The sequence below is a fragment of the Nesterenkonia pannonica genome (genome assembly GCF_019575955.1).
In the GTDB taxonomy this organism is placed as follows: Bacteria; Actinomycetota; Actinomycetes; order Actinomycetales; family Micrococcaceae; genus Nesterenkonia; species Nesterenkonia pannonica.
In genome coordinates, this window is the sequence record NZ_CP080575.1 from 1,547,527 (window position 1) to 1,568,900 (window position 21,374).

Annotated in this window: 19 protein-coding genes, 1 tRNA gene and 8 pseudogenes; 19 read left to right on the forward strand and 9 right to left on the reverse strand. The window is 63.3% G+C overall.

What is annotated here, in order from left to right:
- Positions 1 to 188 precede the first annotated feature (188 nt).
- The 9 genes from nadD to K0H76_RS11240 all read left to right on the forward strand — a co-directional run bounded on the left by nadD (position 189) and on the right by K0H76_RS11240 (position 4,664).
- Complete coding sequence (gene nadD / locus K0H76_RS11200) at positions 189 to 836, forward strand: nicotinate-nucleotide adenylyltransferase (RefSeq protein ID WP_258935394.1); 648 nt, start codon at positions 189 to 191, stop codon at positions 834 to 836.
- Complete coding sequence (locus tag K0H76_RS11205) at positions 829 to 1,434, forward strand: hypothetical protein (protein WP_258933039.1); 606 nt, start codon at positions 829 to 831, stop codon at positions 1,432 to 1,434. The genes nadD and K0H76_RS11205 overlap by 8 nt, the downstream gene beginning before the upstream one ends.
- Before the next feature lie 88 nt (positions 1,435 to 1,522).
- Positions 1,523 to 2,026 (forward strand): hypothetical protein, encoded by a 504-nt coding sequence (locus tag K0H76_RS11210; protein ID WP_258933040.1) that lies wholly within the window; start codon positions 1,523 to 1,525, stop codon positions 2,024 to 2,026.
- A gap of 138 nt (positions 2,027 to 2,164) precedes the next feature.
- Positions 2,165 to 2,386 carry an RsfS/YbeB/iojap family protein gene (locus K0H76_RS11215; RefSeq protein ID WP_258933041.1) on the forward strand — a complete coding sequence of 74 codons (222 nt, stop codon included), beginning with the start codon at positions 2,165 to 2,167 and terminating at the stop codon, positions 2,384 to 2,386.
- Positions 2,387 to 2,408: 22 nt separating this feature from the next.
- Positions 2,409 to 2,543, forward strand: a complete 135-nt coding sequence (locus K0H76_RS11220; protein WP_258933042.1) for an RsfS/YbeB/iojap family protein — start codon at positions 2,409 to 2,411, stop codon at positions 2,541 to 2,543.
- Between the two features lie 50 nt (positions 2,544 to 2,593).
- A tRNA-Ala gene (locus tag K0H76_RS11225) sits at positions 2,594 to 2,666 on the forward strand.
- 582 nt (positions 2,667 to 3,248) lie between these two features.
- Positions 3,249 to 3,665 carry an aldehyde dehydrogenase family protein gene (locus K0H76_RS11230; RefSeq protein ID WP_258933043.1) on the forward strand — a complete coding sequence of 139 codons (417 nt, stop codon included), beginning with the start codon at positions 3,249 to 3,251 and terminating at the stop codon, positions 3,663 to 3,665.
- An 82-nt stretch (positions 3,666 to 3,747) separates the two neighbouring features.
- Positions 3,748 to 3,894 carry an aldehyde dehydrogenase family protein gene (locus tag K0H76_RS11235; RefSeq protein ID WP_258933044.1) on the forward strand — a complete coding sequence of 49 codons (147 nt, stop codon included), beginning with the start codon at positions 3,748 to 3,750 and terminating at the stop codon, positions 3,892 to 3,894.
- Between the two features lie 5 nt (positions 3,895 to 3,899).
- Positions 3,900 to 4,664, forward strand: a complete 765-nt coding sequence (locus K0H76_RS11240; protein WP_258933045.1) for an aldehyde dehydrogenase family protein — start codon at positions 3,900 to 3,902, stop codon at positions 4,662 to 4,664.
- Between the two features lie 250 nt (positions 4,665 to 4,914).
- Here K0H76_RS11240 and K0H76_RS11245 read toward each other — a convergent pair whose 3' ends face one another.
- On the reverse strand, positions 4,915 to 5,169 hold the full coding sequence (locus K0H76_RS11245) for a hypothetical protein (protein ID WP_258933046.1): 255 nt from the start codon (positions 5,167 to 5,169) through the stop codon (positions 4,915 to 4,917).
- A gap of 640 nt (positions 5,170 to 5,809) precedes the next feature.
- On the opposite strand from K0H76_RS11245, the gene K0H76_RS11250 reads away from it, so the two are divergent.
- From K0H76_RS11250 to K0H76_RS11285, 8 genes and pseudogenes are all read left to right on the forward strand, one after another.
- Entirely contained in the window at positions 5,810 to 6,574 is a 765-nt protein-coding gene (locus tag K0H76_RS11250) for a DUF2075 domain-containing protein (protein WP_258933047.1), read from the forward strand.
- Positions 6,575 to 6,941: 367 nt separating this feature from the next.
- Positions 6,942 to 7,695 (forward strand): annotated as a pseudogene (locus tag K0H76_RS11255) (SOS response-associated peptidase).
- A 2,079-nt stretch (positions 7,696 to 9,774) separates the two neighbouring features.
- Positions 9,775 to 10,593, forward strand: a complete 819-nt coding sequence (locus K0H76_RS11260; protein ID WP_258933048.1) for a hypothetical protein — start codon at positions 9,775 to 9,777, stop codon at positions 10,591 to 10,593.
- Positions 10,594 to 10,751: 158 nt separating this feature from the next.
- A pseudogene (gene sufB / locus K0H76_RS11265) lies at positions 10,752 to 12,168 on the forward strand (Fe-S cluster assembly protein SufB).
- Positions 12,169 to 12,399: 231 nt separating this feature from the next.
- A pseudogene (sufD, locus tag K0H76_RS11270) lies at positions 12,400 to 13,570 on the forward strand (Fe-S cluster assembly protein SufD).
- A gap of 51 nt (positions 13,571 to 13,621) precedes the next feature.
- Positions 13,622 to 14,376, forward strand: a pseudogene (gene sufC / locus K0H76_RS11275) (Fe-S cluster assembly ATPase SufC).
- A 77-nt stretch (positions 14,377 to 14,453) separates the two neighbouring features.
- Positions 14,454 to 14,779: pseudogene (locus K0H76_RS11280) on the forward strand (metal-sulfur cluster assembly factor).
- Between the two features lie 150 nt (positions 14,780 to 14,929).
- Positions 14,930 to 16,526 (forward strand): annotated as a pseudogene (locus tag K0H76_RS11285) (ATP-binding cassette domain-containing protein).
- A gap of 9 nt (positions 16,527 to 16,535) precedes the next feature.
- Here K0H76_RS11285 and K0H76_RS11290 read toward each other — a convergent pair.
- From K0H76_RS11290 to K0H76_RS11310, 5 genes and pseudogenes are all read right to left on the reverse strand, one after another.
- Positions 16,536 to 16,802 carry a SurA N-terminal domain-containing protein gene (locus K0H76_RS11290; protein ID WP_258933049.1) on the reverse strand — a complete coding sequence of 89 codons (267 nt, stop codon included), beginning with the start codon at positions 16,800 to 16,802 and terminating at the stop codon, positions 16,536 to 16,538.
- 33 nt (positions 16,803 to 16,835) lie between these two features.
- Complete coding sequence (locus K0H76_RS11295; RefSeq protein ID WP_258933050.1) at positions 16,836 to 16,985, reverse strand: hypothetical protein; 150 nt, start codon at positions 16,983 to 16,985, stop codon at positions 16,836 to 16,838.
- A 28-nt stretch (positions 16,986 to 17,013) separates the two neighbouring features.
- Complete coding sequence (locus K0H76_RS11300) at positions 17,014 to 17,442, reverse strand: SURF1 family protein (RefSeq protein ID WP_258933051.1); 429 nt, start codon at positions 17,440 to 17,442, stop codon at positions 17,014 to 17,016.
- 34 nt (positions 17,443 to 17,476) lie between these two features.
- A pseudogene (locus tag K0H76_RS11305) lies at positions 17,477 to 17,701 on the reverse strand (acetone carboxylase); the annotation flags it as partial.
- Entirely contained in the window at positions 17,667 to 18,113 is a 447-nt protein-coding gene (locus tag K0H76_RS11310) for a DUF3099 domain-containing protein (RefSeq protein WP_258933052.1), read from the reverse strand. The gene K0H76_RS11310 and the pseudogene K0H76_RS11305, both read right to left, overlap by 35 nt.
- Before the next feature lie 79 nt (positions 18,114 to 18,192).
- Between K0H76_RS11310 and fabG the strand changes: the two genes are divergently transcribed.
- A complete protein-coding gene (gene fabG / locus K0H76_RS11315) occupies positions 18,193 to 18,900 on the forward strand; it encodes a 3-oxoacyl-ACP reductase FabG (protein WP_258933053.1) in 708 nt (235 codons plus the stop codon).
- Positions 18,901 to 18,962: 62 nt separating this feature from the next.
- Positions 18,963 to 19,689, forward strand: a pseudogene (locus K0H76_RS11320) (SDR family oxidoreductase).
- Positions 19,690 to 19,942: 253 nt separating this feature from the next.
- On the opposite strand, the gene K0H76_RS11325 reads toward K0H76_RS11320, so the two are convergent.
- The 3 genes from K0H76_RS11325 to K0H76_RS11335 all read right to left on the reverse strand — a co-directional run bounded on the left by K0H76_RS11325 (position 19,943) and on the right by K0H76_RS11335 (position 21,289).
- On the reverse strand, positions 19,943 to 20,263 hold the full coding sequence (locus K0H76_RS11325; protein ID WP_258933054.1) for a hypothetical protein: 321 nt from the start codon (positions 20,261 to 20,263) through the stop codon (positions 19,943 to 19,945).
- 314 nt (positions 20,264 to 20,577) lie between these two features.
- Entirely contained in the window at positions 20,578 to 20,700 is a 123-nt protein-coding gene (locus tag K0H76_RS11330) for a hypothetical protein (protein WP_258933055.1), read from the reverse strand.
- A gap of 250 nt (positions 20,701 to 20,950) precedes the next feature.
- Positions 20,951 to 21,289, reverse strand: a complete 339-nt coding sequence (locus K0H76_RS11335) for a BlaI/MecI/CopY family transcriptional regulator (RefSeq protein WP_146342033.1) — start codon at positions 21,287 to 21,289, stop codon at positions 20,951 to 20,953.
- Positions 21,290 to 21,374: the final 85 nt, after the last annotated feature.

Genomic DNA, 21,374 nt, shown 5'->3' on the forward strand with positions numbered 1-21,374 from the left:
GCTGTTCATGCCTACTCTGGTTCGGCATCCTGATGTTCGCATTCCTGATGCTGGCTATGCTGGTGGCTCTGAGCTTCGCGCAGAAGAACCGCTCACCTCAGGCTGACCCCGAGGCCGCATGGTCACTGACCAGCTTGGCTCACACCTCCACCACTCCCGACCCGGGCAGCCTACCTCGACTGGGGATCATGGGAGGGACGTTCGATCCCATTCACCATGGTCACCTCGTCGCTGCGAGCGAGGTTGCGGCGGAGTTCGGCCTCGACGAGGTTATCTTCGTGCCCACCGGGCAGCCGTGGCAGAAGCAGGAGCGCGACGTCACGCCTCCGGAGCACCGGTACCTGCTCACGGTCATCGCCACGGCGTCCAATCCGCGCTTCACGGTCTCCCGGGCAGACATCAACCGCGGCGGAGCCACGTACACCATTGATACGCTGCGCGATTTCCGCGAGATGTATCCGACGGCCGAGCTCTTCTTCATCACAGGGGCCGACGCGATGGCCCAGATCCTGTCGTGGAAGAACGTCGAGGAGCTGTGGAGCCTCGCTCACTTCGTATCGGTGAGCAGGCCGGGCTACATCAACGCGGATCTGGGCCGCAGCGACCAGGTGTCCCTGATGGAGATTCCGGCCATGGCGATCAGCTCAACTGACCTGCGTGAGCGTGCCGAAACGGGAAAGCCGGTCTGGTACCTGGTGCCCGACGGGGTGGTTCAGTACATCGCGAAGCACAGGCTGTACCGCCCTGACTCGGCCACACACGCCCATGGTGCCCCTCCAGCGACGCAGTGGGGCATAGCATGGACCAAAACGATCAGGAGGCGTCACGATGAGTGATTCAATCCCCGAGCAGATCAGCGGCGGAGACAATCTCCGTGAGCGCTATCTGCCGGTCTCCCGCAAGGAGCTGCGGCGCCGTCGTGAGGCCGAGCTGGCCGTGCACCGCGGCGCCTTCGAAGAGGCTGACGCGGCGGCGGACGAGCTGGACCTCCGGAGACGGACGCGACAGCAGCGCCGGAGCCTGAGGCATCTGTGGAGGCGCAGGTGCCTGGGGTTCCGGACGACGCCGGTGAGGACGAACTGGCCCGCACGCTCTGGCGACGTGCAGACCATGGAGGATCCCGCCGCCGGTGACTTGGCGGAGGCAGAGCGGGAGGCTCAGGAGGCCGATTCCGAGGAGGCGCTCGAGGCGGAGCGTCCACTGGATGAGGATCCCGAAGCCACTCAGGAGTTTCAGCCCGGCGACTACGTCACTGCACCTGTCCAGCAGGTGGCGCACGACGCCGAATGGCCCGACGAGGAGCAGACCGAAGCGGCACCTTCCTACTCGGGGTCTCATTTCGGCCAGCCCGACCGGCGGAGCGTGACGATGACGAAGCTGAGGAGGAGACCTCCTGGGCAGCTCCGGAAGATGCCCCGAGGCGCCGCTGCCTGAGCCCGCGGAGCCGGACCAGTCACGGCCCGAAGAAGAGGTCGCCGATGCTCTCGGCGAGGACACCTGGGGCCTCGGTGACATCGACCACGTGCCGAGCTTCGAGGAGCAGGACTCCTCCGAGCCGGAGGCGAACGATGAGCCTGACTCCGGTGCCTCCACAGAGCTGATCACGTACCCGCAGGCCGACAGCGGTGAAGTCGCCCCTATTCCGGCATCGCGCCGGGCCCGGCGCCTGCTGCGGGAAACGTCGAGCATTCCCCGGCTCGATGAGGACATGCTCGCAGAGCTGGATGAGCTCACCAGCGAGATCAAGCTCCACGACGATCCGGAGAACGTGGACCCTGAGCTGCTGCGCCGCCAGCAGGCCTTCGCCGCGAAGGCGATGCAGGCCAACCAGGCGCGTCTGCGTCAGGAGCAGGCGGAGCGCGAAGCGAGGGAGGCCGAGGAGCGGCGGTGGCGTCGTCACCACCCCCGGAGTCCGACGTCATTGCTTCCAAGACGGTCCGCGATGCCATGGACTCCGAGCACGACTACGTGGAGCTGCCGTCGGGCAGCATCGAACCGGTCGAAGCTCGCGGGGCCCACGGCTTGATATCGACAAGCTCGTCGATGAGACCTCCAAGGAGGCGAACCGTCCCAACGTGATGCTGTGGCTGGTGATTGTTCTGGCGCTGCTGCTCGCAGCCGCCGTTGTTGTTCTGTTTACTGTGGTGCTTTGAGGCTTGGTGTGATGACTGTTCCTGACAATGTGATTGCTGAACTGCGGACCGCGGCGCACGCCGCGTCTGGAGAAGTTGGCGACGAATATCTCCGGCCTGGATGTGGGGAGAGGCTCGGCATCACCGATGCGTTCCTGATCTGCTCTGCGCCGTCGGAGCGGCAGATCAATGCGATCACCGATGAGATTGAGCTGAAGGTGAAGCAGGAGCACGGCCTCGCCTCTGCGGCGTGAGGGCAAGGACTCCGGGACCTGGGTGCTGTTGGACTACGGGCACATGGTGGTCCACATTCAGAACGAGGAGCAGCGTTCCCTGTATGGACTGGACCGCCTCTACGCAGACGTGCCGGTGGTGGACCTTGATTTGGCTCCCGGCTCTGAGCAGGTGTAATATATAGGGGTTGCCGACGCAGAGATGCTGAAGCAGTCAAGCAGGAAAATGGGGCATTGGCGCAGCTGGTAGCGCGCCTGCATGGCATGCAGGAGGTCATCGGTTCGAGTCCGATATGCTCCATTAATCTGGAAAAAGACCCGCCCGGTGTGGCGGGTCTTTTTCGTGCGTCTCTGTCCGCCAGCGATAGAACGTCCGAAGACTGATCTGGACCGAAGCGGCGTGTGCGTCAGAGTGCAAGCAGCCCATCGACCACGTCAACGAGGTCGTCGCCCCGAACGTCCGGCGCGAGGAAGACTTCGCCAAGCTCACCTTCCAGCCGTTGGAACCGCATAATGAACGGTTCCAACATGGAAGCATGCTATCCCACCTCCTCGAGCCGTTCTCCAATGGGGCAAGGTCGAGCAGAGTCTCGAGCACATCGAGCACCACAGCATCTACGTGACCAGACATGAGGAGCTCATTCGCATCGGGGGCATACGTGTGTTCATCGTTGCTGCGGCAACACGCGGAGAGGAGTCCCACAGGATAAGAACGACTCTTGTAGCCCCTCGACCGCAGATCTATGATCCAAGTCACATTTCGCGTGAGGAGCCCGATCGTGTCAGAGCAAGGGAACATCCGGAACAATCTCTGATCAACGGACAATGGGTCGCCCCGGCAGAAGGGACGGCCTACGACGTAGAAGACCCCGCGACAGGCAAGGTGGTCGGCCAGGCCGCAGCCGCCTCGCCTACTGACGCACACACGGCAGTGCGAGCAGCACGCGCAGCCTTCGACGACCAGCGATGGTCAGGCATGCCCGCGCGGGAGCGCTCCCGCATTCTGCTCAGAGCCGCATCCCTGATGCGTGAGCACACCGAGGAGCTCGCCCAGGCGGAGAGCCTCGACGTCGGCAAACCCATTACCTTTGCGCGGAACATCGACGTACCGAACGCCGCGGACCACTTCGAGTACTACGGGGCGCTTGCCCAGCAGCTCGATGGGTCCGTCAGGAACACTCCGCTTCCGGCGCTGGCCTACACTCGCCGCGAACCCCACGGGGTTGTCGCAGCCATCAGCCCCTACAACTTCCCTCTGATCCTCAGCTGCTCAAAGATCGCCCCCGCACTTGCGGCTTAAGCAACACGGTGGTCCACAAGCCCGCACCCCAGACTCCGCAGACCGCTCAGCTGCTCGCCTAAGCATCCTCCAGGAGGCGGGTGTGCCTGATGGGGTATACAACCTCCTCACTGGGCCCAGCCCGGAGCTCGGTGCGGCCTTGGTGGAGCATCCTGACGTCAACGCCATCGCGTTCACCGGCTCAACCGCTGTCGGCCGCCAGGTGGCACGGACCGCGGGGAGCACCTGAAGCCTGTGGTCGCGGAGCTCGGCGGCAACGGTCCGAACATCATCTTCGAAGACGCGGACCTCGAGGCGGCGGTCAACACAGCCATCAGCGGGTTCATCTTCAACACCGGCCAGTTCTGCATGGCTTCTACCCGACTCCTGGTCCAAGAGTCCGCCTACGAAGCGGTCCTGAACATTCTGGAAGGCGCCGTGCCGCACGTTCCGGTCGGCCGACCCAGCGACCCCGGAACCGTGATCGGCCCGCTCATCAGCAGGTCCCAGCTCGAAGGCGTCGAGGCCAAGATCCAGCAGGCGCTGGATCAGGGCGGGCGGCTCATCACCGGAGGTTCGCGCCTGGAGCAGGACGGCGGCTTCTACTTGAGCCCACGGTGCTCGCCGACCTTCCCCAGGACGCGCCAATCATCCAGGAAGAGGTGTTCGGGCCGGTCCTCACCGTGCAGTCATTCAGCACGGAGGAGGAGGCCATTCGGCTCGCCAACAGCACCCCTACGGTCTCGCGGCCGGGCTCCAGTCGCAGAACATCAGCCGCGCGCACAGAGTCTCGGCGAAGCTCGACGCCTAAGCATCGTCTGGGTCAACGGCTGGGGCATGCTCGATGCGGCAGTGCCCTTCGGCGGAGTCGGCGACTCCGGATGGGGAGGGAGTCAGGGCCTGAAGCGCTGGCCTCCTACACACGCACCAAATCCGTCATCGTCGCAGTCGACCAGGAAGCCTCCTGACGACCGAAACAGCCAATGTCGCGCTGAGCGGCGTACGCCGCGGGTAGGCTGACAGAATGATGACGGCGAGGATGCGGCGCATCTGCGCCAGCCTGCCCCGACCTTTTTGGGGTCGCCATGACGAAGACGTCGGAAACCCTGGACATCATCTCCTTCGACTTTGCTCCTGGGGCTGAGCACAAACTCCGCGAAGAAGGAACCCGCCTGCAGAACTGGCTTACCGTCTACCTGATCAGGAACGAGCAGAACCGCACCATCTACGTCGGCGAATCCACTAATGTTTCCAAACGCATCAGCCAGCACTACGCCAACCATGAGAAGACCAAGCTCAGGGCGCTGCATGGTTCACGCGCCAGAGAGTCGCGCGTCATCTTGACGACGAGTTCAACAAGTCGGCCGCCCTGGATCTTGAGGCTTTCCTCATCCAACACCTCGCGGGAGACGGCAAGTACCACCTGCTTAATCGCAATGACGGCATTGTCGATCGCAATTACCACGGCAAGAACAGCTTCCAAGCTCGATTCCGCGGCCAGCTTTTCGATCAGCTCAGACAGCATGAGATCTTTCGCAAGAGCATCGAAGAGATCGAAAACGACGACCTGTACAAACTCTCCCCGTTCAAATCACTTGAGGAAAACCAAGAACGAGCTGTTCGAGACATTGTCTCGCTGCTGCTGAGAAGTCTCAGCGGTAGGACCGCGGCAGGCTCCATCGTCGTCGAAGGAGACCCGGACGGGGAAGACAATCGTCGCAGTCTTCCTCCTCAAACTGCTCGTAGACATCGGCACAGCTGCTGACACCGATCCCGTGCAGGAGGAAGGTGAAGGGTCAGAGTTCAGCGAGTTCTTCACCCGAGAGAACCGGCTGGCCATCAGGTCCCTCCTGGAGACCGGTAACGGATCGGCCTAGTAGTCCTCAGCAGTCGCTGCGCGAATCGATACAACGGGTGTTCCGGCGAATCCCGCATCTCCGTGCGGACATGGTGGTCAGTCCCTTCACAGTGGGGAACTCCGACACCCGCTATTCCTTGCTCGTTGTCGACGAGACGCATCGCCTCTCTCAGAAAGCTGCGCAAGCGTCGGGCCCGCTGAACGGAACCTACCGCGACATCAACAGTCGACTCTTCGGGGATGAGCCCGACGGGGCACTTAAGACGCAGCTGGACTGTGCAGCGGCTGAGCGACCACCAGATCCTGCTTGCTGATCTGTCGCAGACCGTTCACGCCTCGGACCTGCCCAGGAGCACCTTCGCGGCGTCATTGCCAAAGCCGAGGGGGAGGGCAAACACCACAGGCTCCGCTCCCAGATGCGAGTCCTCGGCGGCAACGACTACATCAAGTACATCAAGTCGCTCGTCGGCGGAGAACCCCTCGTCATCCCACACGCTTCGGCAGCGATTACGAGTTCACCATGTTCGAGGATCCGGCGCAGATGCACCACGTGATCCGTGAACGCAATCAGGAGTTCGGGCTCGCCCGCATGGCAGCGGGCTACGCGTGGGAGTGGGTGAGCAAGAAGGACGGGTCGCTCACCGACATCCGCATTGGTGACTACCAGGCGCGCTGGAACTCGCGAGTGAAGGATTGGGTGGACTCACCCGGCTCGCTCGAGGAGGTCGGCTCCATCCATACCCTTCAGGGTTATGACCTCAACTACGCCGGGGTCATCATCGGCCCCGATCTGCGATACGACCCGGATGAGGACTCGCTATGGTTCGACCGAAGCAGCTTCTTCGACAAGCGGGCCATCTATCGCAATAAGCAGAAGGGACGAGACTGGACTCCTGAGGAGCTCCTCGAGTGGGTCCGCAATGTCTACTACGTTCTGCTCACTCGCGGCCGCCGTGGAACATTCGTCTACGTGTGCGATCACAACCTCCGCGAGTACCTTCGCCCGTATGTGCCCGATTTCGAATGGTCCGACCAGAAGGCCACATACAGGCGAAACCGCGACCACCGGTGACGTGAGACTTCAGATCACGGGCGCACCGTATCGACGGCCCATTCCCGTGCCTCGCTGATCTCGAGGTCGAAGGTGAGGATCTCGCCATTGTCTATATCTTTGGCCTGACCTGGTACATCGGGCGCTCCAGCAGCTTCGCCGCGTCGGTTCGGCAGACGGCGGACCCTGGTCCACCACCCTCATGGCGGCCGATCCAAAAATGGGCCGCGAACAGACCACAAACCGGCGATCCTCAAAGATAAACTTCAGCGGGGCACCACCCGCAGTGGTCCACACCTGTGCGGTGCGCACCTGCTGCCCAGTCTCCAGAGTCTCAGCGCTCATAGAAACAAGAGTAGAACCAGATCCTGACACGTAAGCTGACAGCATGTGCGGCCGCTACGTCCAAGCTCGAGCCACCGGCGATCTCGCCGCCGCACTCCACGCCGACCACGACCCCGACTACCAGCACCAGCCCAGCTGGAACATCGCACCCACCGATACAGTCCCCATCGTTGTGGAAACCCTCGTCGACGGAGAAATCCTGAGGCGCCTCGGCCCCGCCCGGTGGGGACTGCTGCCCCCGTGGGCCAAGGACAGAACCTTCTCCTCAAGAACTTTCAACGCCCGTTCTGAAACCGTCACCACCAAACCCAGCTTCCGCTCCGCAGTACGGCGCAAGCGCGCCATCGTCCCAGCCGAGGGCTATTACGAATGGCGCACCGAGGGGCGGACGAAGACCCCGCACCTCATCAGACCCGCCGACGGCTCTCTCATGCTGTTCGCCTACTCTGGGAGAGCTGGACGGACGGAGAGGAGACGATCGTCTCCACCACCATTCTCACCGGCCCAGCACCCACAGCTGATGACGCAGTCCTGCGTGAGCTCGGTGCCCTGCACGACCGCACCCCACTGGCTATGACGCCCACACTTGCCGACCAATGGGTTCAGCCCGGCGAGCCCACCAGCACAGAGCTGGAAGAGCTTCTCGACGAAGTGCGCGGGGAGTGCCTGAGGTGGCACGCCTCTGGGAGATTCACCCGGTCGGCCCCGAGGTCGGCAATGTGCGCAACAACGGCCCTGAACTCATGGCGCCCGTGCCGAGGCTGTTCTTTTCCCTGAAAGCGACCCCGCATGACTGAGGCACCCTGCATGACTGCAGCAGAGGCTGAGCGACAGCTCTTAACCAGTGACTATCTGCGCAAGGGGAACAGCAGGCAGCAGCGCGCTGCCCGGACTCTGACCAGCTGCCCTCGATTCGATGCCGCAGGTCGAGGAATGGGCCCTAGCAGGCACCGTGCCGCTGGACATCGATCTCCCGAACTCCGACCTGACATCCTTATATCGACCAGCCAGCCCGCGAAGGTTCGCGATGACCTCACGACCTGCTTCTCCCATCGGTCCGATTTCAGCTCGTGGGCACATGGCCGTGAAGCAGGTGCGTGGTGCGCAGCCTTCACCATGGGGACATACCCGATCGAATTCTTCATCCAACCCACTCCCGTCAGGAAACAGCGGGCCTTCAGGCACTTAGTGGCTGAATACGTGCTGCTCACCCGACACGGTGAGGAGTTCCGCGAACAGATTCGGCAGCTGAAGAGCAGCGGTATGAAGACTGAACCAGCCTTCGCCGCTGTCCTGGGCCTACGCGGAGACCCATATCTAGCACTGCTTGAATTGCCGCTATAACGACCTTGGCGCCCAACGCATGCGCCCATTTCCGCGTATTCGAAGCGTCTTAGCAAGCATCCCTCTTCCTGCCGTTCAACACGAGTGGCCGTGACTCGCTCTGCGGAAGGGCGCTGCCGAAGTTGGGACGCGAGCGTTGATTTCTGAGCCCGTGATCTTAGACGCAACGCGCCCCAGTTGGGGCCGGTGCTCCGCCCCAACCTGGACATCAATGCGGAGGTTTCGCCCGCCCGGACAGCTTCCAACTTCGCGTATGTACTCGCTGGCTGACGCAATAGCACCAGATGCCACGACGCAAGCCACCACGTTAATGGCACAGATTGAGGCGGTCAGGACAGCTGTTGAGCCACTCTAATCGCGCTCTGGTCTGTTTGATTGAGCAGAATGTAGAACCCTGATCTGTGTCGCCGAAGCTCAGATCTGGCGTGACGTGCCCCGGTTCAGTGGGAGGAGCGGAAGCGTTCTGAGAGATGCCGAAGACGCTTCCGTCAGTCAGCGAATACTCGTGAAAAGTAGTGCCATCAGACTGAGTGACGGTGTATGAAGCTCCTGTGTCCTTAAGGTCCCTTCGATCGATGCCAAGTCCGCTGTCGAGAGGTGTACTTCTTCGGAGCTGAATGTTTGCTCTTCTGAAAGGGTCTCGGTGGAGGTCTGCTGGGTTTCGGGCTTCGCGCTTGCCGCGCCTGCATAGGCAGGCGGACCTCCGAAAAGGACCGCCAAGACTGATATCAGCGGGACTGCGGCCAGGCTGCGGCTAGTTGTCTTTGTATGCTTCATCTTGACACCTTCGGTAGGGGACTTCCGTTCTCTTCCCGCACCCGCAGAGCATCTGCTTGGCGGCCGACTCCAGGCATTGACCAGCGCACCGAGGAAAATGATGAAGAGCGCTGGTAGTACGTCAGCCGGGGCCCAGTTGGTGTTGGGCAGGAGAACTTTGAGAAGCAGGTAACCAACGCTCCCTCCCAGCATTACAACTGCAAATCGGGGAGCGAATTTTCGCGCTGGCATGATTTCAGTCTCCTTGCCCTTCTACTGACAGATAGTCCCCTGGGGCGGACGTTCTGGGACCCGAGGCATGGGGTGGTCCGGCCGAGGGTTGGAGATGCCTGCGGGTCGCCGGAGCCTTAGACCTCGCCAGATTCGCTCAGTTCCCAGCCGGAATGGGTCCCCACACAGGCACATTTGGGACAGAAATGACCCAGTCTCGGCGAGGAACAAGTCCACGGAGGCGAGCACATCCTGCCGTCCGCGGCGACCAGGGCCACAGTCGCGTATACATCCTCCGACTCTTCTGACCTACGGCTGGTTCCCATATGACCCCGCCATGACTGACGATGCTGCCCCGGACATACCGGCTGAAGCCGGAACCATCACCTCCAAGGGGAGACGTGGATGTCAGGGCGGGGAGCGCAGACATCACGGATGCACTCCCAGAAGAATCCGGTGGTGAGCAGACCTTACCGGGCGGAGACGCGCTGAAGGCCACCACTAAGGCCTGCCTTGCTGGTGCCGCAGATGCGAATAGGTCAGAATTGACTTATGCAATCGGAAGCTTAAGCACTCCAGCGCCAGCAGCGGAGACCCTCGCGCCCGAAGCGGACGGGTCCACCCGTGAGCGGGTTCTGCAGCTCGTCGTGGAGGAGGGGCCAATCTCTGCGGCCCAGCTCGGCAAGAAGCTCAGCCTCACCCCCGCAGCGGTCCGTTTAACACTCGACGCCATGACCGAGCAGGGCATCGTCGAGATCAAAACCGTCACAGGATCCAAGCGCGCGGCCGGACGGCCCTCGCGCCGCTACGTGCTGTCCTCCCGCGGGCAGCAGATCCTGGGCGACGACTACCTGAACCTCGTCCGGGCCGCTCTCCAGGTGCTGGACCAGCACGCTTCCGGCGAGCCACTCGCAGAAGCAGGAGCCGACCCTCAGCTCACGCCCGTGGACCAAGCCGGGATCGATACCCGTCAGGAAGCGGCCGCCGACTCCTACGGGGCACGCACCTCGCCAAGGAATACTTCTCCGGCTTCGAGGCCCGCTACTGGGAGCAGCTCAGCAGCATCGAGGACCTCGACGAACGCTCCGAGAAGCTCGCCGAGCTCTTCAACGACGACGGATTCTCCGGCTTCACCCGGCTTGTGGGCCGCGACAACCCCTTCTGGCCATGCAGTCCACCCAACTCTGCCAAGGTCATTGCCCCGTCCGGGAAATAGCCGCCGCCCATCCGGTGTTCTGCGAGGAAGAGACCGCCATGATCTCCCGACTGCTGGAGGTCGATGTCCGGCGGCTCTCAACCCAGGCCGCGGGAGCACATGTATGCACAACACACGTCCCGGTCGGACGCGAGAAGCTCGCTGCTGAACGCAGAGCCCGTGCAGAACAGGGACCACAGACCACCGCCGCACCCAGAAGGGGCGGCCGGAAGCGAATCGTAATCTCCCCGCGTCAACAAGAGAGGCTGTCATGACGGACACTCAGAAGGCTGAAGAGACCTCAAGAACACCGACGACCCCGGAGTCATCTCCGAGATCCTCGAGTCCAACCCCGAGCTCAAAGACCTCGGCAAAGGCTACGAGTACGGGTGGTCAGACTCCGACGCCGCGCGCCGCCGCCAAGCGCGGCATCAGCACCGAAGTGGTCGCCGACATCTCCGGCAAGAAGAGCGAGCCCGAGTGGATGCTCAAGCTCCGCCAGAAGGGCCTGAAGTACTTCGACCGCAAGCCCATGCCCACCTGGGGCGCGGACCTCTCCGGCATCGACTTCGACCAGATCAAGTACTTCGTGCGCTCCACTGAGAAGCAGGCACGCACCTGGGAGGACCTCCCCGAAGACATCCGCAACACCTACGAGCGCCTCGGCATCCCTGAGGCAGAGCGCGACCGCCTCGTCTCCGGCGTGGCAGCCCAGTACGAATCAGAGGTGGTCTACCACCAGATCCGCGAGGACCTGGAGGAGCAGGGTGTCATCTTCATGGACACCGACACCGCCCTGAAGGAGCACCCCGAGTTCTTCGAGGAGTACTTCGGCTCCGTGATCCCCGTGGGCGACAACAAGTTCGCCGCCCTCAACACCGCCGTGTGGTCAGGCGGCTCCTTCGTCTACGTTCCCAAGGGCGTCCACGTCGAGATCCCCTCCAGGCCTACTTCCGCATCAACACGGAGAACATGGGCCAGTTTGAGCGGACGCTGATCATCGCCGACGAAGACTCCTACGTCCACTACATCGAAGGCTGCACCGCACCCATCTACGACACTGACTCACTGCACTCCGCAGTCGTCGAGATCGTCGTGAAGAAGAACGCCCGCGTGAGGTACACGACCATCCAGAACTGGTCCAACAACGTGTACAACCTCGTCACCAAGCGTGCCGTGGTGGACCAGGGCGGCACCATGGAGTGGATCGACGGCAACATCGGATCCAAGGTCACCATGAAGTACCCAGCCGTCTACCTCACCGGTGAGCACGCCAAGGGCGAAACCCTCTCGGTGGCGTTCGCAGGCGAAGGTCAGCACCAGGACACCGGCTCCAAGATGGTGCACATGGCCCCCAACACCTCCAGCAGCATCGTGTCCAAGTCAGTGGCACGCTCCGGGGCGGGCCTCCTACCGCGGACTCGTCCAGATCAACTCGGAGGCTAAGAACTCAGCGAACTCCGTGGTCTGCGACGCGCTGCTGGTCGACACCATCTCCAAGACCGACACCTACCCGTACATCGACATCCGGGAGGACGACGTCACCCTCGGACACGAGGCCACCGTCTCCAAGGTCTCCGAGGACCAGCTGTTCTACCTCATGTCACGCGGCATGGCAGAGGACGAAGCAATGGCCATGATCGTGCGCGGCTTCATCGAGCCCATCGCCCGTGAGCTGCCCATGGAATACGCCCTTGAGCTCAACCGGCTCATCGAGCTGCAGATGGAAGGCTCAGTGGGCTGACGACCCCATCACACGCTGTCCGCGGTCCCACCCTTGGGGCCGCGGACGAGCTGTGAGAGGCTCACTCAGTCCTCACCCCTGACACCGCGTCAACACACACCACAGAGGGAAGAGAAAACGATGACCAACACCCCTGCCGAGCAGGAGGAGAAAGTCGCCGGAGTAGACGTCGGCGAACGCCGCATCTCCATTCCGGGCTTCACCGAAGAGGGCGAGAACCTCGCCGAGACCATGGACGACAGCCACAGCCACGGCGGCCTCGGCGAAAGCCAGGAGATCACCTCCGGCGTAAGCTCGCGCGCCAAGCGCACCGTGAGCTTCGACCCCGCCGACTACCCGCAGCCCACCGGCAGGAAGAGGAGTGGCGCTTCTCACCGCTGAAGAAGCTGGCCTCAGTCCTCGAAGACACCCCCACCGAGGGCGCTCCTGTCGACTACCAGATCTCCGCCCCGAAACCGCTGCAGTGTCATCCTCACCGCCGACACCAGCCCCCGCGGATCCGTGCTGCAGCCTGCCGACCGCGCAGCTGCTATCGCCTCCAAGCAGACGCCGGAAGCTCTCTACATCCAGATCCCCGCCGACACCGAGATCGAAGCGCCCATTCGCGTCGACATCACCGGAGTCGAAGCAGGCAAACGGGCCAACAGCCACATCGTCCTCGAAGCCGCCGCGCACGCCAAAGGCACCATCGTCCTCGAGCACCGCGGATCCGCGATCTTCAACGGCAACGTCGAGATCAAAGTCGGTGACGGCGCAGACCTCAAAGTCATCAGCCTCCAGCGCTGGAACAGCGACGCCATCCACACCGGCCAGCACGACGCCGAAGTGGGACGCGACGCGAAGTACAAGCACGTGGCCATCAGCCTCGGCGGCGAAATCGTCCGGCTCAACGTCAACTTCCGCTACGCCGCAGAAGGCGCCGAAGCCGAAATGTACGGGCTCTACTTCGCCGACTCCGGCCAGCACATCGAGCACCGCACCTTCGTGGACCACAACTCGCCGTCCAACAAGTCCAACGTGCTCTACAAGGGCGCGCTCCAAGGGCAGACGGCACGCACCGTGTGGATCGGCGACGTTCTCATCCGCAAAGAGGCAGAGAACACCGACTCCTACGAGAAGAACGAAAACCTGGTCCTCACCGACGGCGCCCGAGCGGACTCCGTGCCCAACCTGGAGATCGAGACCGGCGTCATCGACGGCGCAGGCCACGCATCCTCCACCGGACGCTTCGACGAGAACCACCTGTTCTACCTCATGGCGCGCGGCATCCCCGAAGAGATCGCCCGTCAGCTGGTGGTCCGCGGATTCCTCCACGAAATCATCCAGAAGATCGGCGTGCCCGCCATCGAAGAGGCTCCTCCAGGAGGACCTCGAGAACGAGCTCAAGATCCACGGCAACTGACCTCATCCCCGGTCGCCCGCACACTGCCCAGACACAGAAAAGGACACTCACATGTCTACCCTTGAGATCAAGGACCTCCACGTTTCCATCGAGACCGAGCAGGGCTCCAAAGAGATCCTGAAGGGCGTCACCCTGAGCATCACCTCAGGTGAGAAGCACGCCATCATGGGGCCCAACGGCTCCGGCAAGTCCACCCTGGCCTCGACCATCGCAGGCCACCCCGGTACGAGGTCACCTCCGGCTCCATCACCCTAGACGGTGAGGACGTCCTGGAGATGGGACCCGACGAGCGGGCCCAGGCAGGACTCTTCCTGGCCATGCAGTACCCCGTGGAGGTTCCCGGTGTCACCATGACCAACTTCCTGCGCACCGCCAAGACCGCCATCGAAGGCGAAGCGCCCAAGCTGCGCACCTGGACCAAAGAGGTCAAGGACGCCATGGAGAAGCTCAAGATCGATGCCGACTTCGCCAACCGAAACGTCAACGAAGGCTTCTCCGGCGGTGAGAAGAAGCGCGTGGAGATCCTCCAGCTGGAGCTCTTCAAGCCCAAGTTCGCCATCCTGGACGAAACGGACTCAGGCCTCGACATCGACGCCCTGCACGTGGTCTCCGAAGGCGTGAACCGCGCCCACGAGAGCAACAGCATGGGCACGCTGCTGATCACCCACTACACGCGCATCCTCAACTACATCAAGCCCGACTACGTCCACGTCTTCGTGGACGGTCGAGTGGCCGAGCAGGGAGGCCCCGAGCTGGCAGACGAGCTCGAAGCCAACGGCTACGACCGGTTCCTCGCAGCCGCCTGATTTCCCTCAACGAGGAATCAACCCTTGTGCGACATCGTTATGACGCGCAGGATTGAATGCAGAGAAAGGAGCGGTACATGACTGACACCGCAACACAGGCGCCGCTTGAGGACGTCGAAGAGGCGCTCAAAGACGTCATCGACCCCGAGCTCGGCATCAACATCGTAGACCTCGGACTGCTCTACGGCCTCCGCTACGAGGAGGACGGCGCGCTGGTGATCGACATGACACTCACCACCGCCGCATGCCCCTCACGGACGTGCTCGAGGAGCAGGTCGGGCAGAACATCGGCACCATGGTCGACGAATGGCGGCTCAACTGGGTCTGGATGCCGCCATGGGGCCCCGAGAAGATCACCGACGACGGCCGCGAGCAGATGCGGGCCCTCGGATTCAACATCTGATCAGGCTCCACGCCTCACACTGAAACCGCGCACATGCGGCCCGGCTCCCGACAGGGACCGGGCCGCTGTCGTGCCCGGAACGCACCAACCCCAGCCCGGTACACTGACACGGGCCTCCCGCACCCTCAACAACCCCTTGGAGCAGAACCCTTGATCAGCGTGTCCAACCTCGAACTGCGCGTCGGCGCGCGCCTGCTCATGGACGAGGTCTCCTTCCGGATCGACGCAGGGGACAAAGTCGGTCTCGTCGGCCGAAACGGGGCGGGAAAGACCACCATGACCCGCATCCTCGCCGGAGCCGGGCAGCCCACCGACGGCACAGTCGAACGCCGCGGAGAGATCGGGTACCTGCCCCAGGACCCCAAGGTCGAGAACATGGACCAGCTCGCGCGCGAGCGCATCCTCTCGGCCCGAAACCTCGACCAGGTCACCACGAAGCTGCGTGAGGCAGAGAAGGGCATGGCCTCAGAGGACGGGGCCGTCCAAGAGAAGGCCATGAAGCGCTACGCCCGGCTCGAGGACGAATTCCAGGCAGGCGGGGGTACGCCGCCGAGGCCGAAGCAGCAACCATCTGCGCCAACCTCGACCTCCCTGAACGCATCCTCACCCAGCCGCTGCACACGCTCTCCGGCGGTCAGCGCCACGCGTCGAGCTCGCCCGCATCCTGTTCTCCCAAGCCGAGACGCTGCTGCTCGATGAGCCCACCAACCACCTCGACGCCGACTCCATCACGTGGCTGCGCGAACACATCAAAAACTTCCCGGCGGAGTGCTGATGATCTCCCACGACGTCGACCTCATCGAAGACACCGTCAATAAGGTTCTGTACCTCGACGCCATGCGCCAAACGGTGGACGTCTACAACATGGGCTGGAAGAAGTACCTCGTCCAGCGTGAGCAGGACGAATCCCGGCGCAAGCGCGAATACGCCAACGCGGAGAAGAAGGCCTCCCAGCTGCGGCAGCAGGCCGACAAGATGAAGGCCACCGCGACCAAAGCCACTGCCGCCCAATCCATGCTCAAGCGCGCTGAGCGCATGATGCGCGGCCTCGAAGGAGAGCGGGCCACCGACAAGGTCGCCAAAATCCGCTTCCCAGAGCCCCAGTCCTGCGGCAAGACCCCGCTCATGGCGGAATCTCTCTCGAAGTCCTACGGCTCCCTCGAAATCTTCACCGGAGTCGATCTGGCCATCGACCGCGGCTCACGCGTCGTCATCCTCGGATACAACGGCGCTTAAGCAAGACAACGCTCATGCGGCTGCTCGCAGGAACCGCCGAGCCCGACACCGGGAACATCATCTCCGGTCACGGGCTCAAGCTCGGATACTTCGCCCAGGAGCACGACACCCTCGACACCGAGCGCTCCGTGCTGGAGAACATGAAGACGGCAGCACCGTTCCTCAACGACACAGATCAGCGAAAGATCCTCGGATCCTTCCTCTTCTCCGGGGACGACACCGCAAAGCGGCGTCAGTGCTCTCAGGAGGCGAGAAGACGCGCCTGGCCCTGGCCACGCTCGTGGCCTCCAGGGCCAACGTGCTGCTGCTCGACGAGCCGACCAACAACCTCGACCCAGCCTCCCGCGAAGAGATCCTCGCGGCGCTGCGGACCTACGAAGGCGCGGTCGTCCTCATCTCCCACGACCCCGGTGCCGTTGAAGCGCTCGACCCCGAACGCGTCGTGCTGCTTCCCGACGGCGTCGAAGACCTCTACACAGCGGAGTACGAGGACCTCATCCAGCTGGAGTGAGGCCCGTCCTCACCGGCCCGCCATATGCTCGTCGACCCAGGCGTCTTCGGCATCCTCATCCGTCAGGCGTCCCTGCTGACGCATCCGCTCGGCCCGTGCGCGCCTGAGAACCTCACGCTTAGGTATGCCCGCAGGCAGCTCACCGTCGTCCTCCTCCGCATAGGCCACGTCATTGCTCCGGGCCTGCAGACGGGCCGCATAGCCCCAGCCGACAAAGCTGAGCATTCCGAACGCGATCCACTGCATCGAATAGCCCAGGTGCGGTCCCTCATCCACGCTGGGACGAGCGAACCCTCGGGGCTGCTCAGCTTACTGCGGAGACTCCGATGACATCTCTCCGTAGGCGCCGCCCATGACGCTGTAGCCGACCTGATCCTCAATCTCGTCAGGCTCGATGGACGCCAGCTGGCCCTCGGGCGCATCACGGCCGATCTCAGGCTCGCCGGGCTTGATCCGCACCGTCACCTCGGCCTGCCCGCTCGGCGGCTCAGGGTTCTGACGCAGGCAGCGATCCGTCCTCGCTTCCCGGGGCAAGCCAGCCCCGGGAAATGATCACCACGTCACCCGTCGAGGCCTCACGGAAGGGCACGACCTGCTCGTAGCCGACCTGCCCGGAGTTCGCACGGTTGCGGGCGAAGAGATGGTCCTGCGCCAGATACTCGCCGACGAGCTCCACGCTCTTCCACTCATCGTCCTCATCAGCAGAGGCGAAGATGTCCCGGGCCTCTGAGTAGGAAATGGGGTCCTGATCGTAGTTGGCCTGGATGGTCCCGATCTCATCCAATGCGGCATCTCTGCGGTCCCACTGCCATTGGCCCAAGAAGTAGCAGACCACCATGAAGAGGATGCAGACCGCGAACCACCCGATCCAGGTGGGTGAGGCCAAGAACGAATACCGCTGACGAAAGTCCGTCACTCCTGAGTCCCTGGACAGCCTGGGACGGCTCAGCCTCAAGCGGCTCAGTGGATCGCCAGAACAGCCGAGCCTGCAGGAACTGCTCCAGCCATTCCCTATGCTCGCCACATGCAAGCCATACTTTGCGACGCTCTGCGTCGTGAATCTTGGGGTTGTTCCACAGAACCTTCCACGCGGCAGATTCGCGGCATCCCTTGCGGGAGCATTCCGGCGCCTGAGGGCCTTCAGCGCCAGACGAGAGGGAGCCCAGCAGATCCATTACGGCTCACCCTCTCCACCTCGCCGGAAACGATCTCACCTTCAATGACTGTGTCCCCGCTCTGCACGCCCACGGGCTCCTCGGGCTGCTCCTCCCACCATTGGCGGGGCTCATCCTCGGGCTCCTCATGCTCCGCGGTCAGCTGCCGCTGCGGATCAACGCCTTCGCGGGCAGCCCTGAGGTACCGATCCCCGCTGGCCGTGGCGCCGACCACCGCGGTGTAGGGCAGAATAATGGCTGCGACGACGAAGACGGCGGCCCACCATGACTGCCAGACCACCGCTGTAAGACCCGCGAGCAGGAAGCACACCATGCGCAGGCTCATCTGGACGGTGTAAGCCACCATCCGTGATCTCTGCTCCACACTGTGGCGCATCGGCGCGTCGGTGACGGAGTAAACGGGTTCTGACATCCGTCCTATTCTACCGCTCACCCCTGCGGCCCCGATAGGGTGAGCACCGGCAGACCGGCAGACACGAAGCAGGAGACACATGAGCGATCGATCCATACTGATCACCGGCGGAAATCGCGGCATCGGCCGGGCGATCGCCGAAGCCTTCATCGCCAACGGCGACAAGGTCGCCGTCACCACACGCAGCGGCGAAGCCCCGGAGGGAGCCCTCGGGGTCGCAGCAGATGTGACCGACTCTGCGAGCATCGACACCGCCTTCAAACAGGTCGAGGAGGCCCACGGTCCAGTCGAGGTCCTGGTTGCGAACGCGGGCATCACTCGTGACACGCTTCTGATGCGTATGAGCGAGGACGACTTCTCCGAGGTTCTCGACACCAACCTCACCGGAGCCTTCCGCGTCGTCAAGCGCGCCAATAAGGGCATGCTGAAGCAGAAGAAGGGGCGAATCGTGCTGATCGGCTCCGTCGTGGGCCTCTACGGCACGCCCGGGCAGATCAACTACGCCTCCTCCAAGGCGGCCCTGGTGGGCATGGCCAGGTCCCTGACTCGAGAGCTGGGCGGCCGCGGAATCACAGCCAACGTGGTGGCGCCCGGATTCGTCCGCTCGGACATGACTGATGCACTGGACGAGGACACCCAGAAGAAATACCTGGAGTCCATCCCTGCCGGACGGTTCGCCGAAGCCGAAGAGGTCGCCAAAGTTGTCGCCTGGCTCGGCTCCGACGACGCCGCCTACATCAGCGGGGCCGTCATCCCGGTCGACGGCGGCCTCGGCATGGGTCACTGACAGAATCTCGAAAGGACTGATCGCATGACTTCACAGGATCTCGCTTAAGCAGGGGAGCCGTCATCACCGGCTCCTCCCGCGGCATCGGCGCCGCCACCGCTCAGCTCGTGGCAGAGCGCGGCGCAGGCGTTGTCGTCAACTATCGCGCCAAGGCGCCGCGCGCCAAGAAGGTTGTCAAGGGCATTGAGGAGGCTTAGGCGGCCGCGCGGTCCCGGTCCAGGCCGACATCACCGAGGCCGAGGGAGCACAGGCTCTTGTCGACGCGGCCGTCGAAAACTTCGGCAGTCTCGACCTGCTCATCCTCAACGCGTCCGGGGCATGGAGTCCGACCGGGGTGAGGACTACGCGCTCATGCTCAACCGCGATGCGCAGGTGAACCTGGTGCGCACCGCACTTGAGGTCATGCCGCGCGGCTCCCAGATTGTGTTCGTCACCAGCCACCAGGCCCACTTCATCAACCAGACAGCAACGATGGACGCATACGAGCCCGTGGCCCGCTCCAAGCGCGCTGGTGAGGATGCCCTCCGGGAGATGACGCCTGAGCTCGATGAGAAGGGCGTCTCGCTGACAGTGGTCTCCGGCGACATGATCGAAGGCACCATCACTGCGACCCTCCTTGATCGGGCACAGCCCGGCGCTCTCGAAGCCCGCCGCGACGCGGCTTACCGCCTCTACACCGTTGAGGAGTTCGCGGCCGAGATCGCCTCCATCGTGAACCGAGAGGGTCTCGAGCAGGCCCATACGGAGCTGGTGGGCGGCGCTGAGGACTTCCTGGCCAACAACACCTGAGACATCATCATGACGCAGCAGCCCCGCCCCAAGAGAGCCAAGTGCGGCGCCTGTTCACCCTCGCGGTCCTCTTCGGGCTGGGGGCGCTCGGAATGGTGCTCCTGAACCTCACCCTGACTTGGGGCTCAGCTTCGCCCCGGTGTTTCTGAGCCTCTTCGCCGTCATATGGACCGTGATCGGTCTTTTCGCCTGGCGGTACGAACGAAAGCAGTCCGACAGCCCCGATCACTAGAGCCTCCGCCAGACTGTGCAGTCAGCTGACAAGGATCAGCGTCGTCGGCCCCACGAGAAGCAGAGCGCTCACCGCAAGCAGGTTTACTGACGCAGGCCACGCCAGAGGACGGGGCCGCGTGAGCAGCCGCTGCAGCCTGATGCCGGTGATGAGTCCCGAAGCGCCTGGCTGAAGATCGGCCCGCGTTCCGTCGCCTGAGGTGCTTGTGGTGGCAATGGACCGCAGAAGCACATCACTGCCGTGCTCGGCCAACGCACCGTCGTCGGCCAGCATCTCGGTGAGCTCCAGAACGGCCTCACGACCGTAGCGGGTCGTCGGAAGCCAGGGAGAGCGCGGTACCACGCCTCAAAGGCCATGGTCAGCAGGTGGTGCCGCTGACGAAGGTGCGTCCGCTCATGCGCGACCACCGCGGCAAGCTCAGCATCGGTGAGCTGGTCCAGGAGGCCTCGCGAGAGCACAGTCACCGAGCTTAAGCGTTCGTCCGCCCGGGAAGGCAGTAGGCCAGGGGAGCGTCGTGCTCGATCACCTGGGCATCGAAGTCGGGAACGCTCGTCATCTCTCCGAAGGAGGGGAGCGCAGCGGCGTCGAGAGGAGCTGAACCATCTGGCGGTGACGCGCTCGGGCCCTGCGCACCCGGTAGAACGTCCGGGCCAGAGTCAGCAGCAGATGGCCCCCAGCACAAGGCCCAGGCAGAGAGCGAAGATGTGCCAGGGGTGGACATCCATGGCCGCCAGGGCCTCGTAGTCCTCTGCGGTGGTCAGCCTCGACCGCAGTCCCAACTGCCTCCGGGAACGATGATCCGAACGGCGAGAGCCCGTAGATGATCGGCGAGCCCACCATGGACAGTCCGCCGCTCAGCGCAATAGCCTGCCAGAGCACCATCCAGACCCATGGAGAGCGTGCCCTGGCTAAGCGCCTCATGAAGGAGCATAGGAACGGGCACAGCAAGGGCAACGGCTAGAAGGGCGAGGCCAAGGGCAAGAATCTCCACTGAGCGAAGATTCTATCTGCTGAGGTGAGGGCCGTGCGTCAGCTCAGAATGCGGCGCAGCGCAGCCGCTTCCTCTTCCGAAACGCCACCGATGAACCGAGCGAGGACCGCTTCGCGGTCACCGGCCTGGCCGAGCACCTCGTTGAGCATCTCCACGGTGTGGTCCTCGCGTGAAGCCTCTGCCGTGTAGCGGTGGGGGCGAGACCCGCGGTCACGCCGGACGAGGCCCTTCTTCTCCAAACGGGAAAGCACCGTGAGGACTGTGGTGACAGCGAGGGCGTCATCCAGCTCATCACGCACATCGTTGGCCGACAGCTGGGAGCCCGTGTCCCACAGCAATGTCATCACCTGACGCTCAAGTTCGCCGAGACTGGCCATCATTCGGTGCTCCTTTCAGCAACGCACTACTACGATACTGCTGAAATCACCATTCTTCTACGCTCTGTAGTAAAAGTGTGTCGAA

What these genes read in the sequence shown, in the direction of transcription:
- nadD (WP_258935394.1), top strand. Translation starts at nt 189, where the DNA reads ATGGGAGGGACGTTCGATCCCATTCACCATGGTCACCTCGTCGCTGCG.
- K0H76_RS11310 (WP_258933052.1), bottom strand. Translation starts at nt 18,113, where the DNA reads ATGTCAGAACCCGTTTACTCCGTCACCGACGCGCCGATGCGCCACAGT.
- K0H76_RS11335 (WP_146342033.1), bottom strand. Translation starts at nt 21,289, where the DNA reads ATGGCCAGTCTCGGCGAACTTGAGCGTCAGGTGATGACATTGCTGTGG.
- K0H76_RS11245 (WP_258933046.1), bottom strand. Translation starts at nt 5,169, where the DNA reads ATGCTGTCTGAGCTGATCGAAAAGCTGGCCGCGGAATCGAGCTTGGAA.
- K0H76_RS11205 (WP_258933039.1), top strand. Translation starts at nt 829, where the DNA reads ATGAGTGATTCAATCCCCGAGCAGATCAGCGGCGGAGACAATCTCCGT.
- fabG (WP_258933053.1), top strand. Translation starts at nt 18,193, where the DNA reads ATGAGCGATCGATCCATACTGATCACCGGCGGAAATCGCGGCATCGGC.
- K0H76_RS11215 (WP_258933041.1), top strand. Translation starts at nt 2,165, where the DNA reads ATGACTGTTCCTGACAATGTGATTGCTGAACTGCGGACCGCGGCGCAC.